Below are 13,271 nucleotides of genomic sequence, written 5' to 3'. Positions count from 1 at the left end.
GTCACTCCTCAAGGTCGGCGGCACGCTCCGTCTGTTCAAAAACCATGTTCGCGGATAACACCCCCCTCCACGAGGATATCTCCGCAAGACGCGCTCCAAGGGCTCCGCTGTCCGGCCCCTCGAGCACGATCACGATCTTCGAGGCATTGCTTTGATGCACCTCAACCTCGGGAAGCGCTGCCAGCGCCTGCAGCACGGCGTCGCGGCGATTCGGAAGCACCGAGATGACGGCGCTGGAGATGTGCACCGTGTCGTGCATCCCGCCCGTCAGGAACTTGCGCCGCGAGATCTCCTGCGCGTCCATGATCGCCTCTCAATGCGGAGGGCCCGGCGGCCCCAACACCAGTTGAGACATCCAAACCAGAAAGCCGAATCCGCCCACGATGCCGACAGAGACGACGGGCCAGATAAAGGCTGCGATGATGAGAAATACGATGAGTTCGTCGCGCCGGCGGCGGGGGCGCGTTGCTTCTCTAAGGTCGGAATCCTTCGAGACCGAAGCCATCACCGCATCCTTGTCCAGGAGGGGCGTTTAGAGCTGGAAGGAATTGAATACCACCGCCGCAAAAATCTCAAGCCTGAAGCAGGAACGGATGCAAAGGCTTGGTGCGGCATTATGAACCGAAAACGCGATCAGTTTCTTCAAGATTGAATCATCTGTTCGCAGCCGCTGTGCCGGCGCACCGCCGGGCCGGTGGGGCTCGGTCTGCCCCGTCTTCCCCCCTCTATGGAACCCTGATGGGCTGGGGTCGGGAGATAGAGCGACATTCATGGGAAGGTCATAAAGCGCGCGGTTCCAGGCAATCTGGACGTCCCCTCAAAGCACGGACGTGATTTCGAGAGTTGAAGCGCGCCCTTTTGATCATTTTACCTGTGAATAACGTGGACAACCGACCGGCTCATGGATCCGTTAAGGCTCCGTCACCATTGAAGCCTCAGTTTATGCCCACGAATTCCACGCATCACAAAGCGAGGACGATCATGAGTTTCGAGAACTTCCCGGAAGACCGTTATGAGAATGCCCTCGACGACGTCATCGCTCAATGCGACGGAGACATTCGCGGCGCACTGAAGGCTCTCCTTGCCGCGAATGAGTATCTTGAAACGGAATTGTCGAACCTGCACGCCGCGATCGAAAGCGGTGAAATTCCGTTTCAGCGCGACCCCTCACGACGCAATCTTCTGAACTGATCTTGTCGGCGCGTTCCACCTCAGTTCCCGGAACATAAGCTGCAACTTCGGGTTCTTCCATTTCAATAGATATTGGAAGGAGGATCTACGATGATTGCGAAATATCTGGCGACGGCTCTGGTGGGCACCGCGCTGATGGGTGGCGCCGCGTTTGCTCAAGAGAGCACCACTTCGACTGCACCTTCGCCGAGTGCTTCATCGTCATCGACGAGCGTGCAGCAGAACCTGAAGGGTAACTGGCGCGCCTCGAAGCTTATGGGCCTCGACATTTACAACGAGTCCAATGAGAAGCTGGGCGATATCAGCGAAATCCTGCTGGATCAAAGCGGCAAGGTCAATGCGGTGGTGATCGGTATCGGCGGCTTCCTCGGTGTCGGTCAGCACGACATCGCGGTCAGCATGGACAAGCTCAAATTCGTAAACGAGCCGGTTCGCTCGGCTTCGTCGTCGAGCACATCGACCACCGGTTCGTCGACAACGACGACGGGCGCAGCTGGCGGCGGAATGTCATCCACCGCAGCCACCAAGGATAGCAGCAAGGACAACTGGTATCCCGACCATGCGGTCATGAGCGGCACCAAGGAGCAACTGAAGGCGCTACCTCAGTTCAAGTACTCTGACTATCAGTAATCTACGCGTACTGTAGCGTTGAGTATAAGCGGCTGGGCTTGACGAATGTCGAGCCCGGCCGCTGGCGTTTGGAGCATTCTGCTCCTCGAGCGACTAGAGATAGATGTAGAGACACCAGGCGTTGACTGCGGCCGCAAGGGTCAGCGTCATCACCAGCAGTGTGTTCATCGGCCCCGATTCGTTCTCTCGAGAATCATCGTTTGTCATGGCCTGATTTGAACCATGCACAGCTTAAGAGTCTCGCACATTGTTTTTCGCGAACCCCCTTGCCGTTTTTCCCTTTCCGAGTCCGATTCTCTGCCCGTTTTGGCACGAGCGTGCCGGTTCAGAAGTTCGTCCGATTTTTCCTGCGGGTCATTCTACCGAGCGCGCTTCACGATCAGGCGGACTTTGCATTCGGGACACAAGTGCGGTGCAGTGTCTGTTGCGTTGCGCGGATTTACCCGCAGAATGCGGGGCGCGCATTTTCGACGCGACTTAGATTGAAGATTTCATCTCAACGAAAGAGCAAGCAAGCACGATGAGCACCGCAACGACCGTCAAGAGTCTGATGAACGAATTTCCGCCTGCACAGGACAAGCTGGTCACGCTCGCAAATTGGCGCACGCAGCCGTACAACAGCTGGAGCTATCATAACGTCCGCCGTCTGCTGCCGACGGCAAATATCGCGGCGTCAAAGAATCCAACGCCGCTGGAACAAGACTTGTCCGAGATCGGACACGTGGCGTTCAACGGCGCGCAAGGTCCCACCACACTGCGCGAGGCGCTACGCAACACTTACACCAAAGGCTTCCTCGTGCTGCGGCGCGGGCGGATCGCCGCGGAATGGTATTCGCAGGGCATGGACGCGGCAACGCCGCACATCGTCTTCTCCGTCAGCAAATCGATCTGCGGTGCGCTCGGCGGCATTCTCACCGACAAAGGACTGTTGAATCCGAACCGCCCGGTCACTGATTACGTACCGGAAGTGTCAGCATCTGTTTACGGCGGCTGCACGGTGCGCCACCTGCTCGACATGTCTGTCGGCATCTCGTTCACGGAAGACTACAACGATCCGAACGGCGACGTGGCGCGTTATCGCCGCGCAGTGGGTTGGGATGCGCTCAAGCCGGGACAGGACGTCATGCCGCTGCGCGCGTTCCTCGCCACGCAGAAGGGAGATGGCAAGAAACACGGCGAAACGTTCCATTACGTGTCGACCAACACCGACATGCTCGGCTGGGTCTATGAGCGCGCGGCAGGCCGTGCCCTCTCCGATCTGCTCGGCGAATACCTCTGGACACCGCTGGGCGCAGAGACCGACGCCTACATTACGCTTGATTCGGAAGGCGCAATGCGGGCCGCCGGCGGCATCTGCGTCGGAGTGCGCGATCTCGGCCGCTTTGGCGAGATGATCCGGCAGCGCGGTGTCGCGAACGGCCGGCAGGTGGTGCCGGGCTGGTGGATCGACGACATCAACGACAACGGCGATCCTGAAGCATGGGCGCGCGGCGACTTCGCCGAGCTGTTCGCGGATGGGGTCTATCGCAGCAAATTCTATCAGATCGACAGAAAGCGGCGCACGCTCGCCTGCGTCGGCATCCACGGCCAGTGGGTCTTCATCGATCCAGTGAGTGAACTCGTGATCGTCCGCGTCGCGTCCGAGCCGGTCCCGCTCGAGGTCGAGAACGTCCGCGCGTGGCGGCGAGCATCCGAAGCCATCGCGCAGCATTTCTCATGAACTGAAATCGCTAGTGTTCCGGTTCTGACATTCGTATTACCTCGCAGCAGGCACTTTACGAATGTCAGAACCAAAGGAACACTAGCAAATATAAATCTAGTGCGGTTTTGGATCTGACGCTCGTATGATGGACCTGCAGTGAATACTGATACGAACGTCAGATCCACCGCACTAGCTGAAATCGTTCATGGCCACCACCCCGGCGTTGATCGTGGTCGCATAGCCGACCCAGATCAGATACGGCACCAATAGCCACGCCGAGGGGTGGTCCACGCGCGAGCTTGAGAGAATCGTCATCGCGATGGCGATCAGGAGAGCGACGATGATGGCGAGCGCCGTCTGGATGCCATGCCAGCCGAAGAACACCGGCGACCAGGCGGCGTTGAGCGCGAGCTGGAGAAAGAACCATCCCATCGCGATCAAGCGGGCACGCGATGGGGGCGCCCTGTCCCACAGCCGCCACAGGCTGACAGCCATCAGGATATAGAGAACAGTCCACACCACCGGGAAGGCAATCGGCGGCGGCGTCCAGGAAGGCTTCGCCAGTTCAGCGTACCAGGTCGGGATCTCAGGCCGCGTGGCGATCGACTGCAGGATGCCCACGCCCAGACACAGAATCAGGCACAGAACCAATCGCCCCGTCGATTTCAACGTCATGCCGCACCCTCTGCTGCACGCAGATCGCGAATCTTACAGACCAGCACCGCCCCCACAAGCGCAAGAGCGATGGTGTTTGCCACCACCACGACCCAATCGGGTTTGAGCAGGCCGTACACGATCCAGAGCAAAAGCCCGAGCCACAGCACGATCAGCATATTCAGTGAGAGGTCGCCGGTGGCGCCGCGGGGCCACGCCTTATAAAGCTGCGGAATATAGGCAAGGCTGGTCAGGCCCGCGGCGAACAACCCGATCGACGGCAAAACATAATCCGGCATGGCTCCCTAACAGCCGGCATGAGCCGTGGTTCCGTATGCGTCGCAGGCTCAGGGCGCCAGCTTTTCCATCTCCGGAAATGCCGCGTAGGTCGAGCCCGCGCAAATGTCGTCAACCTCCTCGATCATGCGATCGAGGCGGCCATCGATATACATCACCGCGCGCTCCTTCGGCGCCGTGTAGGAGCCGTCAGCCTTGCGCGTGCTGTAGCGAAGACATGTCACGTAGCGCAGCCGCCCGCCCACCTTGCGTTGGGCAGGTTGAGCGATGGCTCCATCGCGTACGCCGCGCGGATCGTTGATGTAGGTGCGCAGAAATGCGAGCAATTCGGACCGATAATTCGTGGGATAGGGCTGATTCTCGACGCCGCGATCGGCGGTATATGACAATCCGTCATTGCCGCCCGCCCACGCACAACCTGCCAGCGCGGCAGCCAACAGAAGCAATCCCATCTGCTTTGCGTATGTCACCGAATTGCAACTCATTGTGTGGAAGTCCAACGCCTTGGGTTTCTTGGACATTGTGGCATTGACAAGGCATGCTCCGGCAGATTGATTGCAGCTACGGCACAGGTGCCAGCGCAAGCTGGCGAATAGGGAATTCGGTGCCGCCGTGCAGTTGTTGGCAACATAACGCAAACACGACTTCACGGCCATTCCGAAGCTGCCCCCGCAACTGTCAGCGGTGAGCCGTTGTCCACAATGCCACTGAGCCACGGCCACGCGCCAAAAGCTTGGGAAGGCGGACAACGGCGATGATCCGTGAGCCAGGAGACCTGCCTGTACCGGTCATCCTTCCGTCGTACGGGGCGTGCGAAGGAGCGGTGTTCCGCAGCGGTGACTTGACGTAACTGTTGCGGAGGTTTGGCCAATGGCCCGCGTCCTCAGTCACGACGAGACATACGGCCGCGTTCGCGCGCCGCGCATCGTTGTGTCTGCGCGTGTTGTCACCGGCTCCGCGATTTCAAGCATCGGCGGGGCAACAACGTGACTTTTGTTTCGAAATATCTTTCCACCACGGCGCGGCTCGCGCTTCCACTCGCGGCATGTGTCGCAGGCGCGGCAGCATCGAGCTCTGCACTTGCACAAGAAGCAAATGCGCTTCCGACGGTTGAGGTGACATCGCCGACCCGTGTCCCGACACCGATCGGCCAGATTGCGAGCTCGGTGACAGTGATTACAGCCGCCGACATCGAGCGCGATCAGCGCCGCACCGTTGTCGACGCGCTCCAAGCTGTGCCCGGCCTCAACGTCGTGCAAAACGGTGGTCCCGGTGGTGTCACCGCAATCTTTATCCGCGGCACGAACTCAAATCATACGAAAGTCCTGCTCGACGGTATCGATGTCAGCGATCCAAGCAGCCCGAATGGCGCTGCCGACCTCGGCAACATGCTGACTGGAGATATCGAGCAGATCGAAGTCCTGCGCGGCCCGCAAAGCGGCCTTTACGGCTCCGATGCGATCGGAGGCGTGATCTCGATCACTACAAAGGCAGGAAAAGGTCCCGCCACTGTCCGGGCTCGGGTCGAAGGCGGCAGCTTCGGCACGATCAACAGCTCCGGCGGAGTCAGCGGCTCGCAAGGACCCGTCAGCTACAACTTCAACGTCGAACAACTCCACACATCGGGCGCACAGGTTACCCCCTTAGAGTTGCTGCCTCCCGGCCAACAGCGCTTCCCCAATCCTTACGATAACAAGACGTTCTCGACCAAGGTCGGTGTCGATGTTTCCGAGAATCTGGCTCTCAATTTCACGGGCCGGTACACGGAAGCGCTTCTTGGTTTTACCGGGTTTGGCCCATTCATGCCGGCATTTCCGTTCGGCGAGCCGGCAGACAAACAGAGCACGACAGCCTCCACGCAGCTCTTTACGCGTAGTGAAGCCGTCGTCACGGGATTTGACGGCCGCTTGAAAAACTATTTCGGCGCCAACTTTACCGAGCTGAGGCGCAACAATTTCGACCCCTACGGCCAGGACTTCACCACCTTCCTCCCGGCCCCCTTCTCCACTAACAACGGCGAACGCAATAAATACGACTGGCGCAGCGTTGCCACCTTCCTACCGGGCCAAACTCTTGTGACAGGCGCTGACTATGAGATCGAGCGCTTCAACTCGAATACAGTCCAGACCAAGGAAAACGGCAATCGTGGCGCCTATGTCGAACTCCAATCGCAGTTCGCTGATCGCTTCTTTGTGGTCAGCAATATTCGCGTCGATGACAACGACGCATTCGGCGATCATACGACTTATCGCATTGCGCCCGCCTTCATCGTGCCGGGGACTGAGACGAAGCTGAAGGCAACTTATGGCACCGGCTTCAAGGCGCCGACGCTGAGCCAGCTCTACGATACGTCTTTCGGCCTCGACAATCCGAACCTGAAGCCCGAGGAAAGCAGAGGCTATGATGTCGGATTCGAACAGCCGATAGCCAACGACCGTGTTCGTTTTGGTACCACCTACTTCAACAACGACATCACGAACCTGATCAACACGGCCGGAACCTTTCCAGCCCAAAAATACTTCAACGTTCAGGCCGCGAAGACCTCTGGTTTCGAAACTTTCGCCGCGATTACGTTCAACGAGCGTTTCAAGATTCGCTTCGATCACACCTACACGGATGCGGTTGATACTCAAACGGGCTTGGAGCTGACCCGCCGACCGCGCAACAAGATGAGCTACACGGCGATCTGGACGCCGATTGACGACCTGACGCTTTCGGCAACCGCGATCAGCTTCAGCAGCTTTCTCGACGTACCACGCTTTGGAGCCGTCAATGTGGTCACGCCGGGCTACACCATCGTCAATCTGGCCGCGAACTATAAAGTCGCTGAAGGGGTGACCGCGTTTGCGCGGATCGATAACCTGCTCAACGAGCAATACGTCAACCCGGACGGCTTCCTGCGCCCCGGCTTCGGTGTCTTCGGCGGTGTCCGCTTCGCCAGCGCGCCGGTCTTCCATTAGTTATAGAAACAGCTCGGCCTGCGGTCATCGTGAAAACGATGATCACAGGCCGGTCTTCTTTCCCGAGAGCTGCTTAGATGCGGGGGCGTTGCATAGCGGCCCTCAAGAAATATCCGTTCTGATGTCTCAGAACTTCTTCTTCACGACGACCACATGCTTATGGGCATGATGACGATTGTGATGGATCTTCTTGACGAAGCGCGCCTGCGCGTTGGCGACTGACGGCTTGATCACCACTTTCTTCGTGATCACGCCGTGCCCGATTTTGGTCTTGACGACAGTCGTCGCCATCGCCGGTGCAGCAAGCATCGAGGCCGCAACCAGAGCGGCGGAAATCGTCTTCAACATGGTCGTCTCCTGTTCATGTGATCGAGGCGGGGCCGGTCGAGTGACCGGGTTTCGATCATGGGAACAAGCTAGCCGCCGGGCGCTGAACTCAATCTGAAGCTGCGTGATGGCTGGCGTTCATCTGGATGACATTTTTGTCATGTCGCCTATAGGCGCCGCGCGGAATGTTTCCGAGAGGCAGGGGTTAACGGGCCAGATGGAGTTTATCATCTCACTCAGATCATCAGGAGGCTTGTCATGAGCGGTTTGGCGATCGGGCAGATATCCTTCAAGCAGATTTTCTCGGCGGTTGTTCTCTCGGCCTTCATCGAGGCCCCCGTCCTCGACCGGGCTTTTCCTGCAGGCAGCGACACTCCCGCACCTCCGGCTTCAGGTACCAAATCCGACTCCTCAAAAGGCTCGAAGTCCCAAAAGCGCGATAAAAAATCGTCCTTGGATGATCCGGCTTTCATCGCCGGTTATCGCGCGGCCTACGCGACCATCTACGACCACCATGACTATGCAGCCGCGATTCCGCAACTCAGGGCACTCAATCAGGATGACCGCGCCGACGTCGCCAATCTGATCGGCTATTCCTACCGCAAGCTCGGCCAATACGATCAATCCCAGGAATGGTACGAGCGCGCGCTCAAGGCTGACCCGAAACACGTCCGCACCTGGCAATATTACGGCCTGTGGCAGGTCGAACAGGGCAACCGCGAACGTGCGGAATATCACCTGAAGAAGATCGAAGAACTCGCGGGCAAGGATAACGAGGACTACCGCAACCTGGCTGCAGCGCTGGCCAGCGGCACGCCCGGCTCCGCTTACTGAATGTCTTTCACCAAGACAAAAGGCACCCCGCTATCCGGCGGGGGCGCCTTTTTTAGTTAATTCACACCGGTCACACGGCCGTCTTTTACCATTTCCGCGTGCAGGGCTGCCAACTAGCGTGGTGGTTCAGAAGTTCGCCTGATTTTTCCTGCGAGTCCTTCCAGCGAACTTCTGAACCTAAACCACACTAGAATCATAGATTTACTAGTGTCCTTTCGAATCCAAAGCCCGCTACGGAGCGCGCAGCACGATGAGGCGGACTTTGGATTCGGGACACTAGCCCCCGCTGCCGCCTCGACAACGCCCGGATACCTCGTATAGACGAGGCCCAGAACACGGCTTGAGGCTGACGGCGGCAGATGACTACGCCAAAGAAATATGAGCGGATTGCCTTCGTGGCGGGGCCCAGCGCGGAAGCCCAGCAGGCGCTCGCGCAACTCATCGGGATTTACGGCAACCGCGCGCCGGACGACGCCGATGTCGTGGTGGCACTCGGCGGCGACGGGCTGATGCTGCAGACCCTGCACCAGCACATGCGTTCGGGCATTCCGATCTACGGCATGCATCGCGGCACCGTGGGCTTCCTGATGAACGAGTTCAGCCCGCACTCGCTGATTGAACGGCTGGAGGCGGCAAAGGTCACTGTCATCAATCCACTGCTGATGCGGGCGACCGACGTGCACGGCAAGGTGCATATCCACCACGCCATCAATGAGGTCGCACTGTTCCGCCAGACCCATCAGGCCGCCCGCTTGCGGATTCTCGTCGATGAACGCGAGCGCATGGCCGAACTGGCTGCCGACGGCATCCTGCTGGCGACCCCTGCCGGCTCGACCGCTTACAATCTATCCGCGCAGGGCCCCATCCTGCCGATCAACGCCGCGTTGCTCGCCTTGACGCCAATCAGCGCGTTCCGCCCCCGCCGCTGGCGCGGCGCGCTCCTCCCCAACACGGCCTTTGTCGTTTTCGAAGTGCTCGAGAGCGAGAAACGCCCCGTAGCGGCCGTGGCAGATCACGACGAAGCGCGTGATGTCTGCCGCGTGGAAATCATCGCCGACCGGACAATTGCGATCCGCATGCTGTTCGATCCCGGCCACAGCCTCGAAGAACGCATCCTGCGCGAGCAGTTTGGCGTCTAATTTACCGGCGTTTTGCCGAACGTGGATAACCATTCGTTAACACCAGCGAACTACAGTTAACGCAAGGTGCACTCCCTTTTCGAGTGTATCATCGGATCCCTGCATGTTTCGCATCGATTTCAATAAGCTCCGTTTCCTTGTCTGCGACGACAACCCGCACATGCGGCGCATCATACGCACGCTGCTGCACTCGTTCGGCGCACGCGAAGTGTACGAAGCCGAGGATGGCGCGACCGCCCTCGAAATGTTCACCCATTATATTCCGGACATTGTGATCTGTGACTGGGCGATGCCGATCTTCGACGGCCTCGAACTAGCGCAGATGATCCGGCAGCCGGAAGGCGCGGGAAATCCCTACGCCCCGATCATCATGCTGACCGGACATTCGGAAAAGCGCCGCGTCATGATTGCGCGCGACGCCGGCGTCACGGAATTTCTGGTCAAGCCGATCTCCGCGAAGGGCTTTTACCAACGCATCCTCAATTGCGTGGCCAACCCGCGCCCCTTCATCAAGACCAAGAATTACTTTGGTCCGGACCGCCGCCGCAACAACATCACCAATTACATTGGTGTCGAGCGGCGCAGTGGCGGCAAGGCTGAAGTTATGCAGCAGCCTTCACTGCTCGAAAAAGCGCGTGCTCCCGGCTAGGAAACATTATGGCCCCCAAGAAGCCTTCTGATATCAACGTCGAGACTTTCAGCGATCATCTTGTCATTACCCAGCCGAATCCCCTGCGCGCCATGGTGCACTACGTGGAGGAGAAGGATTTCGACGACCCTGTCGCGCGCGCCGAGCAAGCGCTTGCCGATCTCTCCGGCGAGTTCAAGGAATGGATGCGTATCGAATGCGACCGCCTCCATGCCGCCCACGCCGCCATCAAACGTGACGGCGTCAACAAGGAGCGGCAGGACGAAATGTTCCGCGCCGCCCATGATGTCAAGGGCCACGCCGCGACCTTCGGTTATCCGACGGCCGCTGCCGCCGCCGAGAGCCTGACCCGCATCATCGAACATGCGCCGGATCTCGCAAAAGTCCCCGAAGAGATCATCACGCATCATATCAATGCCATTCTGGCGATCTTCCGCGAGCAGAAGCGCCGCGACGAAAGCAAGGCGGAAACGGCGGACGAGCTCAGCAAGCGTCTGCGCAGCGTTGCCGACGAATATCTTATCGCTGTCAACCAGGATCGCCCCGAACATCTCGAAGCTGTGTTGGCTCCGAGTATCGCGCCGACCGAATAACAGCAGACTTCTCATAGAGACAAGCAAACCGCCCGCGGCTGGCCCGGGCGGTTTTGTTTTGCGCATGATTGCCGCTAGCCCCGCGAACATTCGACAAGGCGTGCCCCGAAATAAGAATGCCCGGATCGAGGCCCGGGCATTATCACCAGTGTGAGATGGATTTAACGAACTCAGGCCGCGATCAGTTCATCATCATACGCGGCAAACTGATCCGCACTCTGGATCGCATCGACGGTCGCGTGCGCGTCCAGCATGTGGACGAAATCATCCGCGAGCATTTCGTCGCAGAACATCCGTGCTTCGTCACGCGCCGATTCCGTTGCGAAGCGCCGCAGCATGATCAGCAGCGGTTCGGTCTCCGGCGTGGGCGCAGTCTCGCACTGTGTCAACACACGCTCGACCATGCGCCGCCGCAGCCGCGTGGCGCCGTTGACCGTGCCGATGTAGCCGACCTCGTGGCTGGCCTCGAGGGCGACACGGAATGCCGCGAAGGTCGATTTCGGCAATTGTGCCTTGGCAAGCAAAGCGTTCAGGCTCGCGCCGCCGCGATCGTAAACCAGCGCTGCGACACGGTTGCGCGGCAGGCTCGACAGTTGCACCAACGCTTCCTGGAACAGCTCAAAATTGCCGGACAGCAGCGCACGCAGGATCAGGGCCGCATTGAGTTGACCGGCCGAACGCAGGTGGCTGACCAAGGCGACGAGGTCCGCGCCGCGCGTATGCGAGGCGATGTTGATGGTCGAGCGCTCCAACGCTTCGCCCGCGACGCGCCGGGCGTGTTCCGCGCTCATCCAGTCACGCGCGGTGACGAAATGAGTCAGCGTGCTGGAGAGTTTCTCAGCGAGGATCAGCCGGAGCTTCACCGGAAGGTCCGGTAATTCCAGAAGCGACTCGCGGATGGCTGCGAAATGTCCATGACGTTCGACGATGCGTTCCAGCGAGAACGCCGCCAGCTCTGCACGCGGATTTTCGATCAGCTCGAGCGCCGATGAGGGGCTGCCGACTTCCGCGATCGCAGCGCAGACCGACGGTGGAAGATCGGTACGGCGCGCAATGGCGCACTGGATCTCGCAATTGCCGGTCGCGACGATGTCAACCAGATCAGCATCGAACAACAAGGGAGAATGTTCGAGGATCGGCACCGCGACGGACGCCTGGTCCACCGCAAGTGCTGCGACGATGGCCGGCGGCGCATCCACTGAGCGGGCGAAAACATCCGCCATCGCTTTGCGGACCAGCGGCGATGCATCGTCAAGGAGCATCAACAACGCGCCTTCGGCGGCGGCTCGGTCGTCATCCGATAAATCGGAAATCAACCAGGCCCGGGCCAGTGCCCGTGTCGCCTCTGCGCGCTCCCCTGCGGGAGCAGTACGAACCCAACTAATAAACTGCCGAACAATCATGGGTACCGGCTTACGCAACTTGCAAGGCATCGGGGCTCGATGCCGACTGTCAGGAAATGTAAACCATGACACTTAATAAACGGTTCACCATAAACGGCTGTGTTTATTGAGCTTTTATTAACCGGAAATCCGCGGCAAGTCCGCAGATGGATCAGTGATGCAGCGCGGTCCAGAGCATGGAGAGGCCCGCGACCAGCATCATTCCTTCCATCATGAGACGGAAGGATTCCGCATCGAGCCGCATCACAAAGCGCTTGGCGATGAAAGCACCTGCCATCAACGACGATCCGGCAATCAGGCCTTTCAGCGCAATTGCTGGCGGCATTGCATCGAAGCGCTGAAACGTCAGCGCCTTGCTGATGTAGAGCGCGAGCGAACCGGCGGCTTCCGTGCCAAGCAGTGCACCTTTGATCAGGCCGAACGACATGAAGATCGGAATCGTGATCGGCCCTGTCGACGCCACGATACCCGTGACATACCCCACGACCGCACCAACGATGGCGAGGTGCCAGAGCGACAGCGTGAACTCACGCGCGACGAACCAGCGCCGCAACGGGATCGCGGCAATAAGAAACACGCCGATCGCGGCATCGACCACATGCGATGGCAGAGCAAGCAATGTTCGCGCGCCGAGTGCTGCAGCTGGAGCGCCGGTGACCACATAAGCGCCTGCCACGCGCCAGTCGACCTCGCGCCACCACGCCAGAATGCGCGACAGGTTCGCCATGATGGAAGCGATCGCCATGATCGGCACGGCTTCCTTCGGCCCGAACTCGTAGACGAGAACAGGCAGCAGCATGATCGACGAGCCTGTGCCGACGATGCCGCTAATCACTCCGGCAACGAGCCCGACAGCAAGGACGAACACGAAGTTCAAGAGCAGCCTCCGGCT

General features: G+C 59.3%; 16 protein-coding genes and 1 riboswitch. Of the genes, 8 read left to right on the top strand and 8 right to left on the bottom strand.

Going from position 1 to position 13,271, the window contains the following annotated elements:
* Nucleotide 1: 1 nt before the first annotated feature.
* Nucleotides 2–304: a chaperone NapD gene (locus ACP0KA_RS17650; RefSeq protein WP_424630032.1), complete on the bottom strand. Its 303-nt coding sequence runs from the start codon at nucleotides 302–304 to the stop codon at nucleotides 2–4.
* A 9-nt stretch (nucleotides 305–313) separates the two neighbouring features.
* On the bottom strand, nucleotides 314–505 hold the full coding sequence (gene napE, locus ACP0KA_RS17645; protein ID WP_424630031.1) for a periplasmic nitrate reductase, NapE protein: 192 nt from the start codon (nucleotides 503–505) through the stop codon (nucleotides 314–316).
* A gap of 476 nt (nucleotides 506–981) precedes the next feature.
* Between napE and ACP0KA_RS17640 the strand changes: the two genes are divergently transcribed.
* From ACP0KA_RS17640 to ACP0KA_RS17630, 3 genes are all read left to right on the top strand, one after another.
* The gene (locus ACP0KA_RS17640; protein ID WP_424630030.1) at nucleotides 982–1,191 is read left to right on the top strand and encodes a hypothetical protein; all 210 of its coding nucleotides are present in this window, start codon (nucleotides 982–984) and stop codon (nucleotides 1,189–1,191) included.
* 90 nt (nucleotides 1,192–1,281) lie between these two features.
* Entirely contained in the window at nucleotides 1,282–1,821 is a 540-nt protein-coding gene (locus tag ACP0KA_RS17635; RefSeq protein ID WP_424630029.1) for a PRC-barrel domain-containing protein, read from the top strand.
* A 520-nt stretch (nucleotides 1,822–2,341) separates the two neighbouring features.
* The gene (locus ACP0KA_RS17630; RefSeq protein ID WP_424630028.1) at nucleotides 2,342–3,541 is read left to right on the top strand and encodes a serine hydrolase domain-containing protein; all 1,200 of its coding nucleotides are present in this window, start codon (nucleotides 2,342–2,344) and stop codon (nucleotides 3,539–3,541) included.
* Between the two features lie 171 nt (nucleotides 3,542–3,712).
* Here the strand turns inward: ACP0KA_RS17630 and ACP0KA_RS17625 are convergent, their stop codons facing one another.
* From ACP0KA_RS17625 to ACP0KA_RS17615, 3 genes are read right to left on the bottom strand one after another with little or no spacing between them, the layout of a single operon-like run.
* Entirely contained in the window at nucleotides 3,713–4,198 is a 486-nt protein-coding gene (locus ACP0KA_RS17625; protein ID WP_424630027.1) for a TspO/MBR family protein, read from the bottom strand.
* Nucleotides 4,195–4,476 (bottom strand): SemiSWEET family sugar transporter, encoded by a 282-nt coding sequence (locus ACP0KA_RS17620; RefSeq protein WP_424630026.1) that lies wholly within the window; start codon nucleotides 4,474–4,476, stop codon nucleotides 4,195–4,197. Before ACP0KA_RS17620 ends, ACP0KA_RS17625 begins: the two co-directional genes overlap by 4 nt.
* Nucleotides 4,477–4,524: 48 nt before the next feature.
* Nucleotides 4,525–4,959, bottom strand: a complete 435-nt coding sequence (locus ACP0KA_RS17615; RefSeq protein ID WP_424630025.1) for a hypothetical protein — start codon at nucleotides 4,957–4,959, stop codon at nucleotides 4,525–4,527.
* A gap of 68 nt (nucleotides 4,960–5,027) precedes the next feature.
* A riboswitch (cobalamin riboswitch) is annotated at nucleotides 5,028–5,271 on the top strand.
* Between the two features lie 189 nt (nucleotides 5,272–5,460).
* Here ACP0KA_RS17615 and ACP0KA_RS17610 point away from each other — a divergent pair.
* A complete protein-coding gene (locus ACP0KA_RS17610; RefSeq protein ID WP_424630024.1) occupies nucleotides 5,461–7,434 on the top strand; it encodes a TonB-dependent receptor plug domain-containing protein in 1,974 nt (657 codons plus the stop codon).
* A 126-nt stretch (nucleotides 7,435–7,560) separates the two neighbouring features.
* On the opposite strand, the gene ACP0KA_RS17605 is transcribed toward ACP0KA_RS17610, so the two are convergent.
* Entirely contained in the window at nucleotides 7,561–7,782 is a 222-nt protein-coding gene (locus ACP0KA_RS17605) for a His-rich protein BRANT (protein ID WP_424630023.1), read from the bottom strand.
* Nucleotides 7,783–8,019: 237 nt separating this feature from the next.
* On the opposite strand from ACP0KA_RS17605, the gene ACP0KA_RS17600 reads away from it, so the two are divergent.
* The 4 genes from ACP0KA_RS17600 to ACP0KA_RS17585 all read left to right on the top strand — a co-directional run bounded on the left by ACP0KA_RS17600 (nucleotide 8,020) and on the right by ACP0KA_RS17585 (nucleotide 10,976).
* Nucleotides 8,020–8,595 (top strand): tetratricopeptide repeat protein, encoded by a 576-nt coding sequence (locus ACP0KA_RS17600; RefSeq protein WP_424630022.1) that lies wholly within the window; start codon nucleotides 8,020–8,022, stop codon nucleotides 8,593–8,595.
* A gap of 359 nt (nucleotides 8,596–8,954) precedes the next feature.
* Complete coding sequence (locus tag ACP0KA_RS17595) at nucleotides 8,955–9,734, top strand: NAD kinase (RefSeq protein ID WP_424630021.1); 780 nt, start codon at nucleotides 8,955–8,957, stop codon at nucleotides 9,732–9,734.
* Between the two features lie 103 nt (nucleotides 9,735–9,837).
* A complete protein-coding gene (locus ACP0KA_RS17590) occupies nucleotides 9,838–10,383 on the top strand; it encodes a response regulator (protein WP_424630020.1) in 546 nt (181 codons plus the stop codon).
* Nucleotides 10,384–10,391: 8 nt separating this feature from the next.
* Complete coding sequence (locus ACP0KA_RS17585; protein WP_424630019.1) at nucleotides 10,392–10,976, top strand: Hpt domain-containing protein; 585 nt, start codon at nucleotides 10,392–10,394, stop codon at nucleotides 10,974–10,976.
* Nucleotides 10,977–11,146: 170 nt separating this feature from the next.
* Here ACP0KA_RS17585 and ACP0KA_RS17580 read toward each other — a convergent pair whose 3' ends face one another.
* Both ACP0KA_RS17580 and ACP0KA_RS17575 read right to left on the bottom strand, forming a co-directional pair.
* Nucleotides 11,147–12,379, bottom strand: a complete 1,233-nt coding sequence (locus ACP0KA_RS17580) for a DUF2336 domain-containing protein (RefSeq protein ID WP_424630018.1) — start codon at nucleotides 12,377–12,379, stop codon at nucleotides 11,147–11,149.
* Between the two features lie 151 nt (nucleotides 12,380–12,530).
* Nucleotides 12,531–13,256: a sulfite exporter TauE/SafE family protein gene (locus ACP0KA_RS17575; RefSeq protein ID WP_424630017.1), complete on the bottom strand. Its 726-nt coding sequence runs from the start codon at nucleotides 13,254–13,256 to the stop codon at nucleotides 12,531–12,533.
* Nucleotides 13,257–13,271: the final 15 nt, after the last annotated feature.

The sequence above is a fragment of the Bradyrhizobium sp. SYSU BS000235 genome (assembly GCF_049747295.1).
Taxonomy (GTDB): domain Bacteria; phylum Pseudomonadota; class Alphaproteobacteria; order Rhizobiales; family Xanthobacteraceae; genus Afipia.
Note: the sequence above shows the minus strand (reverse complement) of the source record. Positions and strands in the feature narration are given on the sequence as shown.

Coding starts and splice junctions, on each gene's coding strand:
- ACP0KA_RS17595 (WP_424630021.1), top strand. CDS start 8,955: ATGACTACGCCAAAGAAATATGAGCGGATTGCCTTCGTGGCGGGGCCC.
- ACP0KA_RS17630 (WP_424630028.1), top strand. CDS start 2,342: ATGAGCACCGCAACGACCGTCAAGAGTCTGATGAACGAATTTCCGCCT.
- ACP0KA_RS17635 (WP_424630029.1), top strand. CDS start 1,282: ATGATTGCGAAATATCTGGCGACGGCTCTGGTGGGCACCGCGCTGATG.
- ACP0KA_RS17620 (WP_424630026.1), bottom strand. CDS start 4,476: ATGCCGGATTATGTTTTGCCGTCGATCGGGTTGTTCGCCGCGGGCCTG.
- napE (WP_424630031.1), bottom strand. CDS start 505: ATGGCTTCGGTCTCGAAGGATTCCGACCTTAGAGAAGCAACGCGCCCC.
- ACP0KA_RS17640 (WP_424630030.1), top strand. CDS start 982: ATGAGTTTCGAGAACTTCCCGGAAGACCGTTATGAGAATGCCCTCGAC.
- ACP0KA_RS17615 (WP_424630025.1), bottom strand. CDS start 4,959: ATGAGTTGCAATTCGGTGACATACGCAAAGCAGATGGGATTGCTTCTG.
- ACP0KA_RS17625 (WP_424630027.1), bottom strand. CDS start 4,198: ATGACGTTGAAATCGACGGGGCGATTGGTTCTGTGCCTGATTCTGTGT.
- ACP0KA_RS17605 (WP_424630023.1), bottom strand. CDS start 7,782: ATGTTGAAGACGATTTCCGCCGCTCTGGTTGCGGCCTCGATGCTTGCT.
- ACP0KA_RS17590 (WP_424630020.1), top strand. CDS start 9,838: ATGTTTCGCATCGATTTCAATAAGCTCCGTTTCCTTGTCTGCGACGAC.
- ACP0KA_RS17600 (WP_424630022.1), top strand. CDS start 8,020: ATGAGCGGTTTGGCGATCGGGCAGATATCCTTCAAGCAGATTTTCTCG.
- ACP0KA_RS17650 (WP_424630032.1), bottom strand. CDS start 304: ATGGACGCGCAGGAGATCTCGCGGCGCAAGTTCCTGACGGGCGGGATG.
- ACP0KA_RS17580 (WP_424630018.1), bottom strand. CDS start 12,379: ATGATTGTTCGGCAGTTTATTAGTTGGGTTCGTACTGCTCCCGCAGGG.
- ACP0KA_RS17585 (WP_424630019.1), top strand. CDS start 10,392: ATGGCCCCCAAGAAGCCTTCTGATATCAACGTCGAGACTTTCAGCGAT.